Raw genomic sequence first — 20,935 nt, forward strand, 5'->3', positions numbered from 1 at the left:
TGTCGGTGGGCGCCTATAACCTCGTACATGTGTCGTCTCTCGCGCTCTACCGCCGCTATCGCCCCGAGTCCTTCGCCGAGGTCATCGGGCAGGAGCATGTCACCGACCCGTTGCAGCAGGCCCTGCGGAACAACCGGGTCAATCACGCGTACCTGTTCAGCGGGCCCCGTGGGTGCGGCAAGACGACCAGCGCGCGGATTCTGGCGCGCTGTCTGAACTGCGAGCAGGGGCCCACCCCGACGCCGTGCGGGGAGTGCCAGTCCTGTCGAGACCTCGCGAGGAACGGGCCGGGGTCCATCGACGTCATCGAGATCGACGCCGCGTCGCACGGTGGCGTGGACGACGCCCGTGACCTGCGCGAGAAGGCCTTCTTCGGGCCCGCGTCCAGCCGGTACAAGATCTACATCATCGACGAGGCCCACATGGTCACCTCGGCGGGCTTCAACGCCCTCCTGAAGGTGGTCGAGGAGCCCCCGGAGCACCTCAAGTTCATCTTCGCCACGACCGAGCCCGAGAAGGTCATCGGGACGATCAGGTCCCGGACCCACCACTACCCCTTCCGGCTCGTGCCCCCTGGCACCCTCCGGGAGTACCTGGGCGAGGTGTGCGGGCGCGAGGGCATTCCCGTCGAGGACGGGGTGCTGCCGCTCGTCGTGCGTTCCGGCGCCGGGTCCGTGCGTGACTCGATGTCCGTGATGGACCAGCTCCTGGCCGGGGCCGCCGACGACGGTGTGACGTACGCCATGGCGACCTCGCTGCTCGGTTATACGGACGGTTCGCTGCTCGACTCCGTCGTGGAGGCGTTCGCGGCCGGGGACGGCGCCGCCGCGTTCGAGGTCGTCGACCGGGTCGTCGAGGGCGGCAACGATCCGCGCCGGTTCGTCGCCGACCTCCTCGAGCGGCTGCGCGACCTGGTGATCCTGGCCGCTGTGCCGGACGCCGCCGAGAAGGGGCTCATCGACGCCCCGGTCGACGTGATCGAGCGCATGCAGGCCCAGGCGTCCGTGTTCGGTGCCGCCGAGCTCAGCAGGGCCGCCGACCTCGTCAACAGCGGGCTGACCGAGATGCGGGGCGCCACCTCGCCCCGGCTCCAGCTGGAGCTGATCTGCGCGCGCGTGCTGCTGCCCGCCGCCTTCGACGACGAGCGTTCGGTGCAGGCGCGGCTGGACCGGCTGGAGCGCGGGGCGGCCGCCGCGCCCGCGCCCGTCTTCACACCCGGCCCTCCGGCGCCCACCATGGGGTACGTGCCCGGGCCCGACGCCCAGACCCCGATGGCCCCGCCCCCGCCGGCCCCCGCGCGGCCCGCGCCCGCCCCGGCCCCCGCTCCCGTACCGGCGGTGCAGGCGCAGCCCGCCCCCACCCCCGTACACCCGCAGCACTCCGAGCCCACTCAGGCTCCCGCCGCTCCGCGCCCCGGTGCCTGGCCTGGTGCCGCGACCCCCGGCGGCGGGGGGCCCGGTGCCTGGCCCGGCGCGTCCGCCCCGGCGGCTCCCGCAGCCCCGGCTCCCGCTCCCGTGCAGGCGCAGCCCGCGCCGCAGGCCCCCGCCCCGGCGTCCACCGGTGGCGGTGGGGACGTGGCGCAGGTGCGGAACCTCTGGCCGCAGATCCTCGACGCCGTGAAGAACCGGCGCCGCTTCACCTGGATCCTGCTCAGCCAGAACGCCCAGGTGGCGGGCTTCGACGGCACGACGCTCCAGCTCGGCTTCCTCAACGCCGGGGCCCGGGACAACTTCGCGAGCAGCGGCAGCGAGGACGTCCTCAAGCAGGCGCTCGCCGAGCAGTTCCACGTGAACTGGAAGATCGAAGCGATCATCGACCCCTCGGGCGGCGCCTCGCCCCCGCCCGCCGCCACCGGCTTCGGCGGGTCGGGCGGAACGGGTGGCTTCAGCGGTTCAGGCGGAAGCGGCTCAGGCGGTTCCAGTGGTACGGGGGGATCCGGCGGCTTCGGCGGTTCGGGTGGAGGCGGTGGCTTCGGCGGTGGGCGGCCGTCGGCGCCCGACCAGGCCTTCCCGCAGTCCCCGCCGTCCGCCTCCGCACCCTCGCAGGCCCCGTCCGCATCCTCCTCCGCCTTCCCGCAGCCGTCCCCGTCCGCGTCGTCGGGGGCCTCCGCGCCCGCGTACACGCCGCCCGCGCCGCAGCCCGTGGCCCCTGAGGACGACGTACCGGAGGAGGACGATCCGGACCTCGTCGACTCCGCGCTCTCCGGGCACGACCTGATCGTGCGCGAGCTCGGAGCGACCGTTGTGGAGGAATACACGAACGAGTAGGGGCGTCTCGTTCAGTGGCCCCCACAAGGGGCATCCCGCCCCGCGGGCTACTCTGGCAGGCGTGAAGGTCCTCGTCATCGGCGGCGGCGCCCGCGAACACGCCCTGTGCCGCTCTCTCTCCCTCGATCCCGACGTCACCGCTCTGCACTGCGCGCCCGGCAACGCCGGAATCGCGGAGGTCGCCGAGCTGCACCCCGTCGACCAGCTGGACGGCGAAGCCGTCGCGCGCCTCGCCACCGAGCTCGGCGCCGAACTGGTCGTCGTCGGCCCGGAGGCCCCGCTCGTCGCCGGCGTCGCCGACGCCGTCCGCGCGGTCGGCATCCCCGCCTTCGGCCCGTCGCGGGAAGCCGCGCTGCTGGAGGGCTCCAAGGCGTTCGCCAAGGACGTCATGGCCGGTGCGGGGGTGCCCACCGCCCGCAGCTACGTCTGCACGACCCCGGAGGAGATCGACGAGGCGCTCGACGCCTTCGGCGCTCCGTACGTGGTCAAGGACGACGGTCTCGCCGCCGGCAAGGGAGTCGTCGTCACGGACGACCTCGCGCAGGCACGGGCCCACGCGCTCGCGTGCGACCGGGTGGTCATCGAGGAGTACCTGGACGGCCCCGAGGTCTCCCTCTTCGCGATCACCGACGGCGTCACCGTCCTCCCGCTCCGCCCCGCGCAGGACTTCAAGCGCGCGCTCGACGGCGACGAGGGCCCGAACACCGGCGGCATGGGCGCCTACTCGCCGCTGCCGTGGGCCGACCCGAAGCTGGTCGACGAGGTCCTTGTGACCGTCCTCCAGCCGACGGTCGACGAGCTGCGCCGCCGTGGCACGCCGTTCTCCGGTCTGCTGTACGCGGGTCTGGCGATCACCAGCCGTGGCGTACGGGTCATCGAGTTCAACGCCCGCTTCGGCGACCCCGAGACGCAGGTGGTCCTGGCCCGGCTCAGGACCCCGCTGGCCGGTGTCCTGCTGCACTCCGCCAACGGCACCCTGGAGGACCAGCCGCAGTTGAGCTGGAGCGACGACGCCGCCGTCACCGTGGTCATCGCCTCCCACAACTACCCGGAGACCCCGCGCACGGGCGACCCGATCGAGGGCCTGGACGAGGTCGCCGAGAAGGACGCCCCGCACGCGTACGTGCTCCACGCCGGTACGAAGCGGGACGGCGACGCGATCGTCAGCGCGGGCGGCCGCGTCCTCTCCGTCACCGCCACCGGAACGGACCTGGAGCAGGCACGCGAGCGCGCGTACGCGGCGGTCGGCCGTATCCGCCTTGACGGCTCCCAGCACCGTACGGACATCGCGCGGAAGGCCGCCGAGGCCTGACGGCGCCGCCCTTTTCTCGCGCGGCCGTGCGGTGGACCGCACGGCCGCGCGAATGCCATCACCTTTACCCAAAGCCATTCCATCGAGTGACGGCTCGGCCATCCGGATGACGTCCGCCACCGCCCCAACTAGGGTGCGGCGAAGGCGTTCCGGCACTTGGCCCACCGGCATTGCGATGTCAGTGGCGGGTGCCACAGTGGGGGAGTGAGCAACACCGCCACAGGCAGTCCCGGCATGGACGGTCCGGAGACGGGCGGTCCCGACATGGACAGAAGGGGGTGATGTACGGCGTGTCCGGTACCGGTTCCGTTGTCGGTGACGAATGGGGCGTGCGCGCCGCGCGCTCCCGAGCCATCGGCGTCCTCCGGGTCCGCGGCAGGGCCCTGGGCCTCGCGGTCCTCCCCGCCGCCGTGGCCGTCGTCCTGTACGCGGGCGGGGTCACCGGCCACTTCGCGGGCTCCGGCTGGGACGCGGCCCGCTGGGCGGTGACCGTGCTCGCGGTCGTCGTCCTCCTCGCCGCCACGGCCGTCGCCCTCGTCGTCGCCCGGGCCCGTCCGGCCGCGACGCCGACGGTGGAGCTCTCCGAGACCGCCGCCCCCGACCTCTACCGGCTCGTCCGGGACCTGGCCGACCGGCTCGACGTGCCGGCACCCGCCGCGATAGCCCTGACGCCGGACTGCGACAGCTGGCTCGAGGACCGCACCCACCGGGCCCACCGCGCGCGGCGCACGTCCGCCGACGGCGACTCGGACGGTGCGCCCGTCCTCGTCATAGGCTCACCCTTCCTGTGGTGGATGCGCGTCGGCGAACTGCGGGCGGTCCTCGCCCCCGTCGTCGCCGGCACCGGCCCCGCCGCCCACCCCGACATAGCCGCCGCCCGCCGCTTCGTCCGAGGCCTGGACGCGGCCGTCGCCGTGCCACGGAACTCCGGCCTCGACCCGCTCCGCAGACTCGGCGCGCACGGCGTGGGGCAGGTCGCCCGCGTCCTGCTGCGCGCCTGCCGCGGGCACGCCGCCGAGATGGAGCGCGGGGTCGCCGTCGCCGGCTCGGAGCGCGCCCAGGCCGTCGACTACGGCGTGCGGATCGTCGCCCAGGAGCAGGTCGGCCTGGCCTACGCGGGCTGGGACCGCCTCCTCACCCGGGTCGCGCTGCCCGCCTGGCGCATGGGCCGCTGGCCCTCCCAGCTCGACGCGGGCGTGGTCTCCGCCCTGACCGAACTCTCCCGCCGGGACCGGCTCGCGGACGGCTTCTCGTCGCGTCTGGGCGAGCGCCCCGCGTGCGACCTCCTGGAGGAGCCGGGAGCGGTCGACGAGGTCACCTCGCTGCTCGCCGCCCGCCTCTTCCACGGCGGCCCGGCCGAACCCGGTCCCGACTGGTCCCCGGTGGAGTGGAGCCAGTACCCGGAGGAGGTCGTCGACCGGAAGTGGCGTACCGACGCGGCCCGACTGCACCAGGTCCTCGACGGTCTCGGCGCGGCCGGCGCCCCGGCCGGGACCGCGTCCGCCGCCGACGCCCCGGCCGGGACCGCGTCCGCCGCCGACGCCCCGACCCTGACCCGTGTCATCGCCCACCTGTCGACGGCGCCCGTCCCGCTCCCTGAGGCGGGCGTAGCCGCGGACACGGCTCACGCCGACACGGCTCACGCCGACACGGCTCACGCCGACACGGCTCACGCCGACACCGCTCACGCCGACACCGCTCACGCGGAAGCCGACCTCGACGCCGCCACCGCCCCTGCCGACGTCGACCCCGCAGCCGAGGCTTCCACCGACACCAACACCAACACCGACACCGCCACCGAGACCGATCTCGGCATCGGCCCCGACCCCGGCATCGACCCCGACCCCGACCCCCTCGACATCCACGACGACGAGGACGACGAGGAGCCCGTCAACCCCGCTGCCGAGGCGCTCGCCGGGGCGCTCAGCGCGCTCCTCGCGCGCGAAGAGGCCGCGCGGGAGGCGCGGGTGGCCGCCGCCGGCGCTCGGACCGCCCAGACGGCGGCCCGGAGCGGCGGCAAGGACGACCGGCCCGGCGCCGCGCACCCGGGCGCCGTCAGCGGCCCCGACGGGCCCCTGCCGCTGTTCCCGCTCCAGCCGCCCCGTTCCGGCCGGGATCTGCTCGCAGACCACGTCACCGCGATGGTCTGCTGCGCGGCCGTGGACACCGCGGAGGCCGCGCCGGGCCTCGACTGGCTCGACGGGCCCGCCCTCCTGGTCGGCGGCGAGCGGGCGGCGGACCTGGGCCCCCGTGTCCTCGCCCTCGTCGAGGACGGCGATCCGGAGCCGTTGCGCGTCTGGCTGGCCCGCACGGGAGTGCGCCCGGAGAAGCCCGTACGCCTGGTCTGAGGCCTTCCGGGGCCCCGTCCATGGCATGGGTTTCTCGGAGCCAGAGGTTCCACTCTCGCCAATTCACGACGAACGGTGACGGAGTGCGCGCGTTATGTGATGTGCTGGAGACCGCCACTGACAGGAGCGCGCATGGGAAGCACCGAGCCGCAGCACGCACCAGCAGCACGCGCCGGAGGCACACAGCGCGAGCGCGCAGCAGAGGCACAGACACAAGGACACATCAGAGGCACTGACCAGCCGACCCGGGGGAGTCGAGGGAGGGCGCAGCATGGGGGCGGAGCAGATCAGGCGGTGGGAGTCGGGCGCGCTCGCGCACGCCGTCACCGATCCCTTCGGCCAGGGCCCCCTGCCCTGGCTGCGCGGGTCCGAGAACTATTTCGACGACACCGGCCAGGTGGTCCCCTGGTACGCGGACGAGATCCTGGCCCGGGGCGGCAGCGGCAGCCCGCGTACGGCCGACGACGTCCGGCGCCAGATCAAGGGGTTCGCGTCCGACGGGGCCGTGGCGCCGGGCGAGTCGATCGACTTCCACATCACGGTGGACCCGCCGCAGCAGTTCTCGGTCGACGTCTACCGGATCGGGCACTACGGCGGCGATGGCGCCGCGAAGATCACCACGAGTCCGCGTCTCTCGGGGATCGTCCAGCCGCCCCCGCTGACCGCCGACCGTACGGTCTCCTGTCACCACTGGTGGCAGTCGTGGCGGTTGCAGGTTCCCACGTACTGGTCGATCGGGGCGTACGTCGCCGTCCTCACCACCGTCGACGGCCACCGCTCGCACATCCCCTTCACGGTCCGCGACGACCACCCGGCCGATCTGCTCCTCGTCCTCCCGGACGTGACCTGGCAGGCGTACAACCTGTACCCGGAGGACGGCCGCACCGGCGCCAGTCTCTACCACGCATGGGACGAGGACGGCCGGCTGCTCGGGGAGCAGGACGCGGCCGTCACCGTCTCCTTCGACCGCCCGTACGCGGGCGCGGGGCTTCCGCTCCACGTCGGGCACGCCTACGACTTCATCCGCTGGGCCGAGCGCTACGGCTACGACCTGGCGTACGCGGAGACCCGCGACCTGCACGCGGGCCGGGTCGATCCGAGCCGCTATCGGGGCCTGGTCTTCCCGGGGCACGACGAGTACTGGTCGGTGCCGATGCGCAGGACCGTCGAACTCGCCCGTGACCAGGGCACGTCGCTGGTCTTCCTCTCGGCGAACACCATGTACTGGCAGGTGGAGCTGGGGCCCTCGCCGTCCGGGGTGCCGGACCGGCTCCTCACCTGCCGCAAGCGGCGCGGCCCGGGCCGTCCGGCACTCTGGCGCGAGGTGGACCGGCCCGAGCAGCAGCTCCTCGGTATCCAGTACGCGGGCCGGGTGCCCGAACCGCACCCGCTGGTCGTACGGAACGCCGAGCACTGGCTCTGGGAGGCCACCGGCGCCGGTGACGGCGACGAGCTGCCCGGCCTGGTCGCGGGCGAGGCCGACCGCTACTTCCCGCGCACGGCGCTTCCGGAGCACGAGGGCCGCATCCTGCTCGCCCACTCGCCCTACCGGGACGGCGAGGGGGCACTGCGCCACCAGGAGACCTCGCTCTACCGGGCGCCCTCGGGAGCCTGGGTCTTCGCCTCCGGTACGTTCGCGTGGTCGCCGGCGCTGGACCGGCCGGGCCATGTCGACGCCCGGGTCCAGCGCGCCACCGCGAACCTTCTCGACCGGATCTGTAAGAGGGACTGACCGGGGCCGACCAGGACTGACCGGGCCCGCCCACCGCCGACCGGTCCCGGTGCGAGAGAATCGAACCGCTCCTGGATCAACCTACGCGGAGGAACCGTGTCCGGATTCGTAGAAAAGCCCGAGCCTGTCCAGGTCCCGGGCCTCACCCATCTCCACACGGGCAAGGTGCGCGACCTGTACCGGAACGAGGCCGGTGACCTCGTGATGGTGGCGAGCGACCGCCTGTCCGCGTACGACTGGGTCCTGCCCACCGAGATCCCCGACAAGGGGCGGGTCCTCACCCAGCTCTCCCTGTGGTGGTTCGACCGGCTCTCCGACCTGGTCCCCCACCACGTGCTCTCGACCGACCTCCCGGCCGGCGCCCCCGCCGACTGGGCGGGCCGCACCCTGGTCTGCACGTCGCTGAACATGGTCCCGGTCGAGTGCGTGGCCCGCGGCTACCTCACCGGCTCCGGTCTCGTCGAGTACGACGAGTCCCGTACGGTCTGCGGCCTCGCGCTGCCCGAGGGGCTGAGCGACGGCTCCGAGCTGCCGGCCCCGATCTTCACCCCGGCCACGAAGGCCGCGGTCGGCGACCACGACGAGAACGTGTCGTACGAGGAGGTCGCCCGCCAGGTCGGCGCCGAGACGGCCGCCCTGCTGCGCCAGACGACCCTCGCCGTGTACGGCCGGGCCCGTGACATCGCGCGCGACCGGGGGATCATCCTCGCCGACACCAAGTTCGAGTTCGGCTTCGACGGGGAGACGCTGGTGCTCGCCGACGAGGTCCTGACCCCGGACTCCTCGCGCTTCTGGCCGGCCGACCAGTGGGAGCCGGGCCGTGCCCAGCCCTCGTACGACAAGCAGTTCGTCCGGGACTGGCTGACCTCCCCGGCCTCCGGCTGGGACCGCAGGAGCGAGCAGCCGCCGCCGCCCCTCCCGCAGGAGATCGTGGACGCGACGCGCGGCAAGTACCTGGAGGCGTACGAGCTGCTGACCGGCAAGACCTGGTCCGACAGCTTCTAGGCGCCCAGCCGCACCGTCGCGCGGGGCACGAGAAAGCCCCCGGTCGATTCGACCGGGGGCTTCTTCGTGGAGCGGACGACGAGATTCGAACTCGCGACCCTCACCTTGGCAAGGTGATGCTCTACCAACTGAGCCACGTCCGCATGCGCCGTAGCGCGGAGCCAACTATACCCAACCTTTCGCCTGCGCGAGCCGCACCGCCGTGTGACGGTTCTCGGCGCCGAGCTTCGCCGCGGCCGACGAGAGGTAGTTCCGGACGGTTCCGGGGGAGAGCGAGGCGCGCCGGGCGATCTCCGCGACCGGTGCCCCGTCGGCGGAGAGTTCGAGGACCTCGGCCTCCCGCGCGGTCAGCGGGGAGTCCCCCGCGGCGATCGCGTCGGCTGCCAACTCCGGGTCCACGTAACGGTTTCCGGCGTGCACGGTACGGATGATCTCGGCGAGTCGCTGGGCGCTGACGGTCTTCGGCACGAAGCCGCGTACGCCGGCGGAGAGGGCCCGCTTGAGGTGTCCCGGACGGCCGTGGCCGGTCACGATCATGGTGCGGCAGCCGGGGAGTTCGTCCCGCAGGACCGTGGCGACCGTCACACCGTCCGCGTCCGGCATCTGAAGATCGAGCACGGCGACGTCGGGGCGATGGGCCCGGGCCATGGCGAGCGCCTCGGGCCCGGTGGCGGCCTCGGCGACGACGACGAGGTCGTCCTCGAGCCCGAGCAGCGCGGCGAGAGCGCCACGGATCAGATGCTCGTCGTCGGCGAGCAGCACGCGCAGGGGGACGGTCACGGGGCCACCTCGGTACGAGGAAGGGGAAGGGGACGAGGAAGGGGGCGGCGTCGAGGACGCGTACGGGATACGGGGTGGGTCACGGGGCCGCCTCGGTACGTGTACGGGTGCGGAGGCTCGCCACCGGGACCCTGGCCGTCACGCGGAACGTACCGCTCTCGCCCGGCCCGGCCTCCAGGGTCCCGCCGACGGCCGCGAGCCGCTCCCGAAGCCCCGCGAGCCCCGACCCGCGCCCGGCCCCCGTCCCGTGCCCGGCACCCGACCCCGTCCCGCGCCAGGACCCGGTCCCGCGCCCGGCCCCCGTCCCGTGCCCGGCACCCGCTCCGCCCCGACCGTCCGGTCCTCGGGAGTTCGTGGTCACCGCCACCCCGTCGTTCTCCACGGTCAGCAGCACCGCGCCCTCCTCCTCGCGTACGGAGATCGCGCAGTGCCGCGCGTCCCCGTGTCTCAGTACGTTCGTCGTGGTCTCCCGGACCACCCACCCGAGCGCCGCCTGCACCTCGTCGGGCAGGGCGAGCGCGGGGGTGTCGACGGCGCTGTCGATCCCGGCCGCGTCGAGGACACCCCGCGCGCCCTCCAGTTCCACCCTCAGGTCCGCCTCGCGGTAGCCGCGCACGACGTCCCGGACCTCCCGCTGGGACTCCTGGGCGATGCGCTGCACCTCGATCATCTGGTCGATGGCCTCGGGGCGTTCGCGCCGCGCGAGCTGGACGGCGAGTTCGCTCTTGAGGGCGATCACGGACAGGTTCCGGCCGAGGATGTCGTGCAGGTCCCGCCCGAACCGCAGCCGCTCCTCGGCGACCGCGAGCCGGGCCTGCACGTCACGCGCCTCGCGCAGCTCGAAGAGGACCCTGAGCACCCAGAGCGAGAGGCGGATCGTGACGGCGAGCCAGCCGGTGATCATGAGGACGGTCACCACGGTGACGACGGTCTGCAGGGTGTCCAGGCCCCCGAGGGGTACGGCGGCCAGGAGCACGCCGGCCAGCAGGGCCTGGTGGAGGACGACGGTCCGTACGGGGAAGACCAGGCAGTGCCCCGCGACGAAGGGGACGAGGGCCGCCCCGAGCATCCCGGGCAGCAGCCCCGTCACGTCGCTGGTGGCGGACTCGGCGAGGACGGCCCCCGCGGTGGCGGCGCCGGCCACGGCGGCCGGCAGGACCTCGCGCGGGCCGAACGCGGTGCCGGGCCGCAGATAGACGTCCATCCCGCGACGCAGGAAGCGGTGGCAGAGGATGCCGTTGGCGAGGTTGAGCACGGGGGCCACGACGACCAGGAGGAGCGGTGCCTCGTGCCGGATCGGCCGGATCAGGAGGAGGAGCCCCAGGCCGAACATGGCGGCCCACAGCAGCATGTACGCGGTGACGCGCGTGTAGACGTCCACCTTGGCCGGCCCGCTCCGGCCGCTCCAGCTCTTCACGACGGGTCCTCCCGGCCTCTCGGGGCAACTCTCAACGCGCGGTCTCCCGGCGCGGGTCGGTCGGTGCCACACCAGTGCGGGCGCCGGTCGCGCACCGCCCGCTCGCGCACCTCCCGCTCGCGCACCCCCCGCTCACCGCCCGCTCGCTCACCGCCGGGGCTCCCACCGGAACCACCGCTGGACAGCAAACACCGAGAGCGCGATCCAGGCCAGCGCGGTCACCGTGGCGCCCGCCGGCTCCCCTGCCTCCACCCCGCCGGTCCACCCGGCCCGTACGAGGGTCATCACGCCGGTCAGCGGCAGCAGTTCGCAGAGCGAGGCGATCCGGTCGGGGAGGAGGGAGAGGGGGACGAAGAGTCCGGAGCCCATGCAGGAGACCAGGAACAGCGGCAGGGTCGTGAGCTGGGCGCTGTCGACGGTGCGGGTGAGGGCGGACGTGGCGGCGGCGACGGCGGTGAGCAGGACGAGGCCGAGGACGACGCCGACGAGGAGCAGCGCGGGCCGGGCGGGTGCGGACACGCCGAGGACGGTGATGCCGCCGACGGTCATGAGGGCGCACTGGGCGAGCGCGAGTACGGCGGCCGGCAGGGCGATCCCCGTGAGGATCTCGATGTCGGTGACCTCTCCGGTCCGCAGCCGTTTGAGGACGAGCGCCTCGCGGCGGGCGACGAACGCGGAGACGAGGTTGGAGTGCACGACCATGAGCAGCGCCATGCCGATGCCGCCGGTCACGGCGACCTCCGCGACGGTCGTGCCCGTCTTCCCGAGGTCGACGCTGTCGAGGGAGCTGCGGATCGCGCCCATCATGAGCACGGGGACGAAGACGGCGACGAAGAGAGCCGTGCGGTTGCGGACGAGCAGGGTCAGCTCGGCCCGTCCGAGTGCGGCGAGCCGGGTACGGGCGGCGAGGTGCGTGAGGGAGCTCATCGGACGGCCTCCGGTTCCTGCGCGTGGGTCGGTGTCCCCGCCGTGGTGCGGGACGCGATGTCGAGGAACGCCTCTTCGAGGGACGCGGACCGGGCGTCGAGTCCGTCGAGGCGTACGTCGTGCTCCCGGGCCCAGCGGAGGAGCGCGGTGAGGTCGTCCTGGAGGGAGCTGGTACGGATCTCCACCCGCCCGCCGTCCTCGGCGGCCCGCAGGTGGAGCGGGAGCCGTCCGGCCGGGACCCCGTCGGGGAGGGTGAAGCGGATGCGGGCGGGCCGGGCGGCGGTGACCTCGGCGGGGGTGCCGGAGAGGACGATCCGGCCGGCGTGCATGATCGCGAGCCGGTCGGCCAGCGTCTCGGCCTCCTCCAGGTAGTGCGTGGTGAGCAGGACGGTGGTGCCGTCGTCGCGGAGTGCCCGGACGAGTTCCCAGGTGTCGCGGCGGCCCTCGGCGTCGAGGCCGGTGGTCGGCTCGTCGAGGAAGAGGACCTCGGGGCGGCCGAGGAGCGCGAGCGCCAGGTCGAGTCGGCGTCGTTCGCCGCCGGACAGCTGCTTGACCCGGACGTGTTCGCGGCCGGTGAGTCCGGTGGCGGCGAGGGCTTCGGCGGCGGGCCGGGCGTTGCTGGTGCACCCCGCCCACATCCGTACGGTCTCGGTCACGGTCAGGTCGCCGGGGAAGCCGCCTTCCTGGAGCATCACGCCGATGCGGGGGCGGACGGCCGCGCGCTCGCGGTACGGGTCGTGGCCGAGGACGCGGGCGGTGCCGGCGCTCGGGGCCGCGAGGCCCTCGAGGAGTTCGACCGTGGAGGTCTTGCCGGCGCCGTTGGTGCCGAGGAGGGCGAAGATCTCGCCGCGGGGGACGGTGAAGGAGATGCCGCGCACGGCCTCGAAGCCGCCGACGTAGCCGCGGCGCAGGCCTTCCGCTTCGATCGCGTTGGTCATGCGTCCAGACTTCCGGCGGGCGCGGCCGTCCGGCAGTGCGCGCTGTCACCACGACTTCTGACACATGTCATGAGGGCGAGGGTGATGCGGCGGAGACGATGAGAACGCGGGGACACGGCGAAGGCCCCGGTTCCTGAGAACCGGGGCCTTCGACTTCCTGAGCGGACGACGAGATTCGAACTCGCGACCCTCACCTTGGCAAGGTGATGCTCTACCAACTGAGCCACGTCCGCATTGCTGCCGCACATCGGCCTTCTCGAAAGAGGACCACTGGGCGGTGCGAGCACTACTCTACCTGATCCACAACGGTGGTCGGTCGAGCGATGCAGAGCGGGTGACAGGAATTGCACACTGCGCCTTCCCCCTGGAAGGGGGATGTTCTACTACTGAACTACACCCGCACGCTGCGTGAGGTGGGGCTTTGCGGCCTCGCCCCTCGGCGTGTTCCAGACTCTAGCGGATCATGGGGGGTGCAATGCAAATCGGTTCCCCCGGCCCGGTCCGCCGAGTCGCCCGCCCGGGCCCGCCGCGCTGAGCGGCGCCGCTCAACTCGCCTCGCGGAAGGCCTCGTAGACCCGCTTCGGGATCCGTCCGCGAGCGGGCACCTCCATCTTGTTGGACTGGGCCCAGGCCCGGACCGCCGCCGGATCGGGGGCGAGGGAGGTGTGGGTGTACGTCTCCGCCGAGGGGGTCGGGCCGGCCGCGCCCCTGGCCGGCAGCCTGCGGCCGGCGGCGAGGTACGGCGCGAGGGCCTTGCGGAGTTTCTTTGCATTGGCAGCATTCAGGTCGATCTCGTACATCTTCCCGTCAAGACCGAACGCGACCGTTTCAGCCGCTTCTCCGCCATCCATGTCGTCGGAGAGAGTGACCACCACACGCTGAGCCACGGATATCGGTCCTTTCCTGCGGCCGACGCCGCGGGGGAGGCGCTTGTGGCACCTCTGACGTGCGGTGATGTCGGCCTTGCGGCTGTTCCGGGACAATAATGCTTTCTTCTGGATTCCTTTGTACAGCGGCAGGTGTCGCATTGTGAAGCCCTGGCAATTGTTTCCGCGTGTCCTGAGGCAATGAGATCCGCAATATTTCACTCGAATTTTGCGTGGGTGTGCCCGGCCGGGGGCATGGGCGGTGCGCGTGCCGTGAGCCCCTCCGCGGCCGGGCATTTGGAGGATCCTTCAGATCTCTACCCGCGTAGAATTTGGAGGCAGGTACGCTGAGGGAACCGCCCACGCAACACACCACCGGGAGTGCCAGTGGCACGCGTCGTAGTCGACGTCATGCTCAAGCCGGAGATCCTCGACCCTCAGGGGCAGGCGGTGCAGCGTGCACTGCCCCGCCTGGGATTCGCCGGAATCGCCGACGTCCGCCAGGGGAAGCGCTTCGAGTTGGAGGTGGAGGGACCGGTCGACGAGGCCGCCCTCGCCCGCATCCATGAGATGGCCGAAACGTTCCTTGCCAACACCGTGATCGAAGACTTCATCGTGAAGGTGGAATCGTGACCGCACGCATCGGTGTCGTCACGTTCCCCGGAACGCTCGACGACCAGGACGCGTTGCGTGCCGCTCGTCTCGCGGGTGCCGAGCCCGTCTCGCTCTGGCACCGCGACAAGGACCTCAAGCAGGTCGACGCCGTGGTCCTGGCCGGTGGTTTCTCCTACGGCGACTACCTGCGGGCCGGAGCCATCTCCCGCTTCTCGCCGGTGATGGAGCCGATCATCGAGCAGGCGAGGGCGGGCATGCCCGTCCTCGGTATCTGCAACGGCTTCCAGATCCTCACCGAGGCGCATCTGCTGCCGGGTGCGATGCTGCGCAACAACCACCTCCACTTCATCTGCCGCGACCAGAAGCTGCGGGTGGAGAACGCGGGGACCGCCTGGACCTCGGACTACACCGAGGGCCAGGAGATCGAGGTCCCGCTCAAGAACATGGACGGCCGGTACGTCGCCGAGGAGCGCGTCCTCGACGAGCTGGAGGCCGAGGGGCGGGTGGCCTTCCGCTACCTGGACATGAACCCCAACGGCTCGCTGCGCGACATCGCGGGCATCACCAACGCCGCGGGCAACGTGGTCGGCCTCATGCCGCACCCCGAGCACGCCGTCGAGCCCCTGGTCGGCACCGGTAAGACGGACGGCCTCGGTTTCTTCACCTCGATCCTCAAGAAGCTGGTCAACGCCTGATGACTCTGGACACGGTCAAGCACGCGGCCGAGACGCCGGACAGCGAGCAGCCCTGGAAGGACCTCGGCCTCAAGGAGGACGAGTACGCGCGCATCCGCGAGATCCTCGGCCGCCGTCCCACCGGCGCCGAGCTCGCCATGTACTCCGTCATGTGGTCCGAGCACTGCTCCTACAAGAGCAGCAAGGTCCACCTGAAGCAGTTCGGCGAGAAGGTCCCGGAGAACGACGCCATGCTCGTCGGCATCGGCGAGAACGCCGGCGTCGTCGACGTCGGCCAGGGGTACGCGGTCACCTTCAAGGTCGAGTCGCACAACCACCCCTCGTACATCGAGCCCTACCAGGGCGCGGCCACCGGCGTCGGCGGCATCGTCCGCGACATCCTCGCCATGGGTGCCCGTCCGGTCGCGGTCGTCGACCCGCTGCGCTTCGGCGCGGCCGACCACCCCGACACCAAGCGCGTACTGCCCGGGGTCGTCGCCGGCATCGGCGGTTACGGCAACTGCCTGGGCCTGCCGAACATCGGCGGCGAGGTCGTCTTCGACTCCTGCTACCAGGGCAACCCGCTGGTCAACGCCGGCTGCATCGGCGTGATGAAGCACGAGGACATCCACCTCGCCAAGGCCTCGGGCCCCGGCAACAAGGTCATCCTCTACGGCGCCCGCACCGGCGGCGACGGCATCGGCGGCGTCTCGGTCCTCGCGTCCGAGACCTTCGACGACACGAAGCCGACCAAGCGCCCCGCCGTCCAGGTCGGCGACCCCTTCCAGGAGAAGCTCCTCATCGAGTGCACCCTGGAGATCTTCAAGGAGAAGCTGGTCGCGGGCATCCAGGACCTCGGTGGCGCCGGGCTCTCCTGCGCCACGTCCGAGCTGGCCTCGGCCGGTTCCGGCGGCATGCGCGTCGAGCTCGACCGGGTCCACCTGCGCGACGCGACCCTCTCGCCCGAGGAGATCCTCATGAGCGAGTCGCAGGAGCGCATGTGCGCGATCGTCGAGCCCGTGCACGTCGAGCGGTTCCTGGAGATCTGCGAGAAGTGGGACGTCATCGCCACCGTCATCGGTGAGGTGACCGAGGGAGAGCGCCTGGAGATCTTCTGGCACGGCGAGCAGATCGTCGACGTGCCGCCGCGCTCCGTCGCCCACGAGGGTCCGACCTACAACCGGCCGTACGCCCGCCCGGAGTGGCAGGACGCGCTCCAGGCCGACGACGCCGGCAAGCTGCCCCGGCCGCAGAGCGGCGCCGAGCTGAAGGACCAGGTCCTGAAGCTGGTGTCGTCCCCGAACCAGGCCTCGAAGGCGTGGATCACGGACCAGTACGACCGGTTCGTGCAGGGCAACACGGTGCTGGCGCAGCCCGAGGACGCGGGCATGGTCCGTATCGACGAGGAGACCAACCTCGGCGTGGCCATGGCGACCGACGGCAACGGCCGGTACGCGAAGCTCGACCCGTACACGGGTGCGCAGCTCGCGCTGGCGGAGGCGTACCGCAACGTCGCCGCGTCCGGTGCCAAGCCGCTGGCCATCTCGGACTGCCTGAACTTCGGTTCGCCCGAGGACCCGGCCGTGATGTGGCAGTTCGCGGAGGCCACCCGTGGTCTCGCGGACGGTTGCCTCCAGCTGGGCACCCCGGTGACCGGCGGCAACGTGTCGCTGTACAACCAGACCGGTGAGGTCGCCATCCACCCGACGCCGGTCGTGGCCGTGCTCGGTGTGATCGACGACGTGAACCGCCGTACGCCGATCGCCTTCGCGGAAGAGGGCCAGCTCCTCTACCTGCTGGGCGACACGCGCGAGGAGTTCGGCGGCTCGGCCTGGTCCGAGGTGATCCACCAGCACCTCGGCGGCATGCCGCCGGCCGTGGACCTCGACCGGGAGAAGCTGCTCGGCGAGATCCTGATCTCTGCCTCCCGCGACGGCATGATCGACGCGGCGCACGACCTGTCCGACGGCGGTCTGGTGCAGGCGGTCGTCGAGTCCTGCCTGCGCGGCGGGAAGGGCGCGCGCCTGGTGGTCCCGGAGGGCCTGGACGCCTTCACGTTCCTCTTCAGCGAGTCGGCCGGCCGTGCGGTCGTCGCCGTCCCGCGCAGCGAGGAACTCCGCTTCACCGACATGTGCGGGGCGCGGGGTCTGCCGGCGGCCCGGATCGGTGTCGTCGACGGGGACGCGGTGGACGTGCAGGGCGAGTTCATGCTCTCCCTGGCGGAGCTGCGCGAGGCGCACGAGGCGACGATCCCGGCCCTGCTGGCCTGATGCTCGGACGTTTCACGTGAAACGGCCCCCGCCCTCGGGCGGGGGCCGTACGCGTGCCCGGCGGCGTCTACGCGGCCGTGCCCCAGAAGGCGTCGGACTGATCGATGTCCTCGACGCACTCGTCGATGTCGGTGATCTTCCCGCCGACGATGGTGAACACGAGTGCGCCCTGCATCTCGATGCCGCGGTCACCTCGCTCCGCGAAGAACTTGTTGGCCGCCACGGCATGGCCGCGACCGTCCACGCAGACGCTGTGCAGTTCGACGCGCATCTTGCCGCCGGTGAGCTCGAACATCTGGCGGTACATGGCGAGGATGTTGTCCCGGCCCTTGAAGTGCCCGGAAATCTGGCTCTCACCGGGCATGTGGTGCGTGCAGTCCGCCGTCATCAGGGCGCCGACGGTTTCCATGTCCCCGCTGGTCCATGCCTCGAAGCCGCGGCGGACCAGGGCTGCGTCAGGGTGCTCAGCCATGGCTGATCGACCCCTCTCGTAGGTGGGGGTGTGCGGGCGACCCTCCCCCTCCAGTCTCCGACTACCCTCGCCCCCATGCCACCGGCCAAGAAGCGCACCCGTAGTTATGACTCCGCCAGGATCCGGGCGGCCGTGCTCGCCCAGTTCGGGCACGTACGGAAGGCGGTCGGGGCGCTCACGCCCGAGCAGCTCGACGGGCCGACCCGGCTCGGGGAGTGGACGGTACGGGACCTGGCTGCGCACCTCGCCTGGATGGTCGACTCCGTCCCGCAGCTCCTGGCCCTGCCGGAGCGGGGCGGGGACCGGCTCGCCCTCCTCGACTGGCCGTTCGTCACCGCCGGAGCGGCCGAGCGGATCGACGCGCACACCCGGGACATCGACGCCTCCGACCTGGCGGGGCTGTACGCGCGGGTGGCGGACGACTACGAGCGGGCGGTGGCGGGCGCCGCCGACGAGCGGCTCCTGCCGGTGAGCTTCGGCCCCATGACCCTCGCCGATTTCCTGGTCACCCGGACCGTGGAGCTGGTCGTCCACACCGACGACCTGAACGCGGCGACCGGTGCCGCCGTCCCGTACGACCGGCAGGCCCTCGCCGCCTGCACCCGGCTGCTCGCCGACACGCTCGCGTCGAAGGCCCCGGGCGGCGCGGTGGAGGTGCGGATCCCGCCGTACGCGGTGGTTCAGTGCGTGGAGGGCCCCCGGCACACCCGGGGCACCCCGCCGAACGTGGTCGAGACGGACCCGCTGACGTGGATCAGACTGGCGACCGGCCGGGCCGGGTGGGCCACCGAGCTGGACGGGGCGAAGGTCCGCGCCAGCGGTGAACGCGCCGACCTGGCCGGGCTGCTGCCGCTGATGGGCTGAGGGAACCGACTCCTCCGCGCGCCCGTCCCATCGCCATGAAGACGCCGCGTACGCCCCTCGCAGCAGCCGCCCTGGTCCTTCTCCTCGCCGCCTGCGGTACGGAAGGAGGTACCGGATCAGGTGGTGCGGCCACCGTCTCCCCCGACCTGCCCGTCGCCGGCACCCACTGGACGATCGGCGCCGTGACGGTCGACGGGCGCAGGTCTACCGCCCCGGACGGCGCGCGCGTCGACTTCGAGAAGAACGGCCGCGCCCGGGGGAACAGCGGCTGCAACACCTTCGGTGCCGCCGTCGCGGTGAACGGTGACACCCTGACCGTCTCCCCGCAGGAAGTCACCGAGATCGGCTGCCCGCCCGACCGGCAGCGCTTCGAGCAGGAGCTGCTCAAGGCGTTCTCCGGTCGGCTCAAGGGGACGATCGAGGGCGACAGGTTCACCCTCGACTCGGCCGACGGCAAGAACGGTCTGGAGCTGACCTCCGAACCGGCCGCCCCCCTGCGCGGCACCACCTGGAAGGTCGACGGTCTCGTCTCCGGGAAGACCGCGGCCTCGCTGCCCGCCGGCGGCGAGGGCAAGGCGCGGATCGTCATCGGCGCGGACGGGCGGGTCAGCGGCAACCTCGGGTGCAACAACTTCTCCGCGACAGCCCGCGTCGACGAGAAGGCCCGCACCCTCACCGTCGACGGCCCGGCGGCGACCACCCGCATGATGTGCGCGAGCCCGCAGATGACGCTGGAGACGAAGCTGTACGAGCTCCTCGACGGCCCCCTCGGCTACCGCCTGGATCACCGGACCCTGACCCTCACCGACGCCTCGGGCGAGGGCCTCACCGCGGTCGCCGCCCCCGCTCAGTAGCGCAGGAGCCCCGCGTCGATCCGTTCCCAGGCCGTTCGCAGTGAGGCGGTAAGGCCGGGTTCGGCAGCGGCCAGGTCCGCCTGCTCGCGGACGTCCCGGCCGAGGTGGAAGAGCTGGTCGCGGCCGGTCTTGCCCCGGTAGTACTTCCAGTCGCCCCGGCGCAGGGCCCGCTCGCCCCGCACCCGCCAGAACAGGTCCCGGTCGGGGACGTCGTGGCCGCGCAGCAGGTGCCCGGCGAGGCTCGTCCCGTCGAGAGGGAAGGCGGGGTGGGGGCGGGCCCCGGCCAGTTCGAGGAGGGTGGCGGTCCAGTCGGGGGTGAAGACCGGGAGGCGGCTGACCTGGCCGCCGTCGATCCGGGCGGGCCAGCGCAGGATCGACGGGACGCGGATGCCGCCCTCCTGGAGGGAGCCCTTGTTGCCGGTGAGCGGCCAGTTGTAGGAGAAGCGTTCGCCGCCGTTGTCGCTGGCGAAGAAGACGAGGGTGTCGCGCTCCTGGCCGGAGCGGCGCAGGGCGTCGAGGACCGTGCCGATCGACCGGTCGAGGTCCTCGACCATCTGCCCGTACTTCTCGATGGAGCCGCCGTCCTGGTGCCAGAGCGCACGTCCGTCGCCCGCCCTGATGCGGCGGGTGATCTCGTCGCTGGTCTCCTTGTCGCCGTCGGCGACCCAGGGCCAGTGCGGGGTGGTGAAGTTCAGGTTGAGGAGCCAGGGCCGGTCGTGATCGCGGCCGATGTACTCGCTCGCCCGCTCGGTCAGGATCCGGGTGTAGTAGCGCAGGTCCTTGTACTCGGCGTCGCCCTCGTAGAGGTCGTACTCGCCGCCGAGGCCGAGCTTCGAGTAGTACTCCAGGGCCCCGCCGAAGTTGCCGAAGAACTCGTCCCAGCCGGATCGGGTGGGGGAGTAGTCGGGGAGGTAGCCGCAGTGCCACTTGCCGATGAGGGCGGTGGCGTAGCCGGAGTCGCGGAGCAGTGAGGCGAGCGTCGGGTGGGTGGGTTCGAGGCCGACGGAGCGGTCGGCGATGGGTTCGGCGAGCCCGCCCTTCGTACGGCCCGGGTAGCGGCCGGTGTAGAGGCTGAAGCGGGTCGGGGAGCAGGTGGCGGAGCCGGAGTAGGCGTCGGTGAAGCGGACGCCCTGGCGGGCGAGCCGGTCGAGGTTCGGGGTGCGGATCTGTGGCGAGCCGTACGAGGAGAGGTCGGCCCAGCCGAGGTCGTCGCCGAGGACGAAGAGGATGTTGGGCCGCCGGGAGTGCCGGCGCGGGTTCGCGGCCCGGAAGTCGCGCTCCTCGGGCGGGCCGGGCCGGGCGTGGGCGGGGGAGGCGGCGGCGCCCAGGGCGGCGACGGCCGCGGCACCGGCGGCGGCACCGCCGAGGGCACGACGGGACAGGGGTGTGGACATACGGGGTCTCCAGACGGAGGCACGGAAGAGGTGCGAAGAAGAGGAGAGGGGAGAGAAAGGGGGCCGCGGAAGCGGTCAGACGCAGCGACACACGGCGCCGGCGACACGGACGAGGTCCACGTGCAGGCGCTGGACGAGGGTGACCGAGCGGTCACGCGGGGGCTGCATGGGGCTGGAGCTTCGTCCAGGGTCCGCGTACC

The 20,935-nt window shown here is 72.4% G+C and carries 18 protein-coding genes and 3 tRNA genes; 10 read left to right on the forward strand and 11 right to left on the reverse strand.

Annotated elements, in window-relative coordinates:
* Positions 1–29: 29 nt before the first annotated feature.
* From ACFWV2_RS23435 to ACFWV2_RS23455, 5 genes are all read left to right on the forward strand, one after another.
* On the forward strand, positions 30–2,267 hold the full coding sequence (locus ACFWV2_RS23435; RefSeq protein WP_384407293.1) for a DNA polymerase III subunit gamma and tau: 2,238 nt from the start codon (positions 30–32) through the stop codon (positions 2,265–2,267).
* Positions 2,268–2,328: 61 nt separating this feature from the next.
* Positions 2,329–3,579, forward strand: a complete 1,251-nt coding sequence (gene purD / locus ACFWV2_RS23440) for a phosphoribosylamine--glycine ligase (protein ID WP_384407295.1) — start codon at positions 2,329–2,331, stop codon at positions 3,577–3,579.
* A 281-nt stretch (positions 3,580–3,860) separates the two neighbouring features.
* Positions 3,861–5,927 carry a hypothetical protein gene (locus ACFWV2_RS23445; RefSeq protein WP_384407297.1) on the forward strand — a complete coding sequence of 689 codons (2,067 nt, stop codon included), beginning with the start codon at positions 3,861–3,863 and terminating at the stop codon, positions 5,925–5,927.
* A 271-nt stretch (positions 5,928–6,198) separates the two neighbouring features.
* Positions 6,199–7,659 carry a N,N-dimethylformamidase beta subunit family domain-containing protein gene (locus tag ACFWV2_RS23450; protein ID WP_384407299.1) on the forward strand — a complete coding sequence of 487 codons (1,461 nt, stop codon included), beginning with the start codon at positions 6,199–6,201 and terminating at the stop codon, positions 7,657–7,659.
* 96 nt (positions 7,660–7,755) lie between these two features.
* Positions 7,756–8,664 carry a phosphoribosylaminoimidazolesuccinocarboxamide synthase gene (locus ACFWV2_RS23455; protein ID WP_384407301.1) on the forward strand — a complete coding sequence of 303 codons (909 nt, stop codon included), beginning with the start codon at positions 7,756–7,758 and terminating at the stop codon, positions 8,662–8,664.
* A 67-nt stretch (positions 8,665–8,731) separates the two neighbouring features.
* Here the strand turns inward: ACFWV2_RS23455 and ACFWV2_RS23460 are convergent.
* The 8 genes from ACFWV2_RS23460 to ACFWV2_RS23495 form a co-directional block, all read right to left on the reverse strand.
* A tRNA-Gly gene (locus ACFWV2_RS23460) sits at positions 8,732–8,807 on the reverse strand.
* A gap of 22 nt (positions 8,808–8,829) precedes the next feature.
* On the reverse strand, positions 8,830–9,444 hold the full coding sequence (locus tag ACFWV2_RS23465) for a response regulator (protein WP_384407303.1): 615 nt from the start codon (positions 9,442–9,444) through the stop codon (positions 8,830–8,832).
* Positions 9,445–9,523: 79 nt separating this feature from the next.
* Positions 9,524–10,861 carry a sensor histidine kinase gene (locus ACFWV2_RS23470; protein WP_384407304.1) on the reverse strand — a complete coding sequence of 446 codons (1,338 nt, stop codon included), beginning with the start codon at positions 10,859–10,861 and terminating at the stop codon, positions 9,524–9,526.
* Positions 10,862–11,008: 147 nt separating this feature from the next.
* Positions 11,009–11,788, reverse strand: coding sequence for an ABC transporter permease (locus ACFWV2_RS23475; RefSeq protein ID WP_384407306.1), 780 nt, complete (start codon positions 11,786–11,788; stop codon positions 11,009–11,011).
* On the reverse strand, positions 11,785–12,726 hold the full coding sequence (locus ACFWV2_RS23480) for an ABC transporter ATP-binding protein (protein WP_384407308.1): 942 nt from the start codon (positions 12,724–12,726) through the stop codon (positions 11,785–11,787). Before ACFWV2_RS23480 ends, ACFWV2_RS23475 begins: the two co-directional genes overlap by 4 nt.
* Positions 12,727–12,886: 160 nt before the next feature.
* A tRNA-Gly gene (locus ACFWV2_RS23485) sits at positions 12,887–12,959 on the reverse strand.
* A gap of 96 nt (positions 12,960–13,055) precedes the next feature.
* Positions 13,056–13,127 (reverse strand) — tRNA-Gly (locus ACFWV2_RS23490).
* Between the two features lie 144 nt (positions 13,128–13,271).
* On the reverse strand, positions 13,272–13,613 hold the full coding sequence (locus ACFWV2_RS23495; RefSeq protein WP_384407310.1) for an Lsr2 family protein: 342 nt from the start codon (positions 13,611–13,613) through the stop codon (positions 13,272–13,274).
* 366 nt (positions 13,614–13,979) lie between these two features.
* Here ACFWV2_RS23495 and purS point away from each other — a divergent pair, with 366 nt between their 5' ends.
* Genes purS through purL form a run of 3 tightly spaced genes read left to right on the forward strand, consistent with a single transcriptional unit; the run spans position 13,980 to position 17,151 of the window.
* Positions 13,980–14,225: a phosphoribosylformylglycinamidine synthase subunit PurS gene (gene purS / locus ACFWV2_RS23500; RefSeq protein WP_030221400.1), complete on the forward strand. Its 246-nt coding sequence runs from the start codon at positions 13,980–13,982 to the stop codon at positions 14,223–14,225.
* Positions 14,222–14,902, forward strand: coding sequence for a phosphoribosylformylglycinamidine synthase subunit PurQ (gene purQ, locus ACFWV2_RS23505; RefSeq protein WP_384407312.1), 681 nt, complete (start codon positions 14,222–14,224; stop codon positions 14,900–14,902). The genes purS and purQ overlap by 4 nt, the downstream gene beginning before the upstream one ends.
* Complete coding sequence (gene purL / locus ACFWV2_RS23510; protein ID WP_384407314.1) at positions 14,902–17,151, forward strand: phosphoribosylformylglycinamidine synthase subunit PurL; 2,250 nt, start codon at positions 14,902–14,904, stop codon at positions 17,149–17,151. The genes purQ and purL overlap by 1 nt, the downstream gene beginning before the upstream one ends.
* A 67-nt stretch (positions 17,152–17,218) precedes the next feature.
* Here the strand turns inward: purL and ACFWV2_RS23515 are convergent, their stop codons facing one another.
* Positions 17,219–17,623, reverse strand: coding sequence for a nuclear transport factor 2 family protein (locus ACFWV2_RS23515; RefSeq protein WP_384407316.1), 405 nt, complete (start codon positions 17,621–17,623; stop codon positions 17,219–17,221).
* Positions 17,624–17,698: 75 nt separating this feature from the next.
* On the opposite strand from ACFWV2_RS23515, the gene ACFWV2_RS23520 reads away from it, so the two are divergent.
* Together ACFWV2_RS23520 and ACFWV2_RS23525 are read left to right on the forward strand one after the other, a co-directional pair.
* Positions 17,699–18,487, forward strand: coding sequence for a sterol carrier family protein (locus ACFWV2_RS23520; RefSeq protein ID WP_384407318.1), 789 nt, complete (start codon positions 17,699–17,701; stop codon positions 18,485–18,487).
* 35 nt (positions 18,488–18,522) lie between these two features.
* Positions 18,523–19,341 carry an META domain-containing protein gene (locus tag ACFWV2_RS23525; protein WP_384407320.1) on the forward strand — a complete coding sequence of 273 codons (819 nt, stop codon included), beginning with the start codon at positions 18,523–18,525 and terminating at the stop codon, positions 19,339–19,341.
* Here ACFWV2_RS23525 and ACFWV2_RS23530 read toward each other — a convergent pair.
* Together ACFWV2_RS23530 and ACFWV2_RS23535 are read right to left on the reverse strand one after the other, a co-directional pair.
* On the reverse strand, positions 19,335–20,735 hold the full coding sequence (locus tag ACFWV2_RS23530; protein WP_384407321.1) for a sulfatase: 1,401 nt from the start codon (positions 20,733–20,735) through the stop codon (positions 19,335–19,337). The two genes, ACFWV2_RS23525 and ACFWV2_RS23530, sit on opposite strands and share 7 nt — an antisense overlap.
* 75 nt (positions 20,736–20,810) lie before the next feature.
* Positions 20,811–20,903 carry a putative leader peptide gene (locus tag ACFWV2_RS23535; RefSeq protein ID WP_384407323.1) on the reverse strand — a complete coding sequence of 31 codons (93 nt, stop codon included), beginning with the start codon at positions 20,901–20,903 and terminating at the stop codon, positions 20,811–20,813.
* Positions 20,904–20,935 lie beyond the last annotated feature (32 nt).

The sequence above is a fragment of the Streptomyces sp. NPDC058671 genome, from assembly GCF_042716475.1.
GTDB lineage: Bacteria > Actinomycetota > Actinomycetes > Streptomycetales > Streptomycetaceae > Streptomyces.

Excerpts from the sequence above, each read along its gene's own strand:
- ACFWV2_RS23535 (WP_384407323.1), bottom strand. The coding sequence starts at position 20,903 with ATGCAGCCCCCGCGTGACCGCTCGGTCACCCTCGTCCAGCGCCTGCAC.
- ACFWV2_RS23445 (WP_384407297.1), top strand. The coding sequence starts at position 3,861 with ATGTACGGCGTGTCCGGTACCGGTTCCGTTGTCGGTGACGAATGGGGC.
- purL (WP_384407314.1), top strand. The coding sequence starts at position 14,902 with ATGACTCTGGACACGGTCAAGCACGCGGCCGAGACGCCGGACAGCGAG.
- ACFWV2_RS23480 (WP_384407308.1), bottom strand. The coding sequence starts at position 12,726 with ATGACCAACGCGATCGAAGCGGAAGGCCTGCGCCGCGGCTACGTCGGC.
- ACFWV2_RS23450 (WP_384407299.1), top strand. The coding sequence starts at position 6,199 with ATGGGGGCGGAGCAGATCAGGCGGTGGGAGTCGGGCGCGCTCGCGCAC.
- ACFWV2_RS23525 (WP_384407320.1), top strand. The coding sequence starts at position 18,523 with ATGAAGACGCCGCGTACGCCCCTCGCAGCAGCCGCCCTGGTCCTTCTC.
- ACFWV2_RS23530 (WP_384407321.1), bottom strand. The coding sequence starts at position 20,735 with ATGTCCACACCCCTGTCCCGTCGTGCCCTCGGCGGTGCCGCCGCCGGT.
- ACFWV2_RS23475 (WP_384407306.1), bottom strand. The coding sequence starts at position 11,788 with ATGAGCTCCCTCACGCACCTCGCCGCCCGTACCCGGCTCGCCGCACTC.
- ACFWV2_RS23515 (WP_384407316.1), bottom strand. The coding sequence starts at position 17,623 with ATGGCTGAGCACCCTGACGCAGCCCTGGTCCGCCGCGGCTTCGAGGCA.
- ACFWV2_RS23520 (WP_384407318.1), top strand. The coding sequence starts at position 17,699 with ATGCCACCGGCCAAGAAGCGCACCCGTAGTTATGACTCCGCCAGGATC.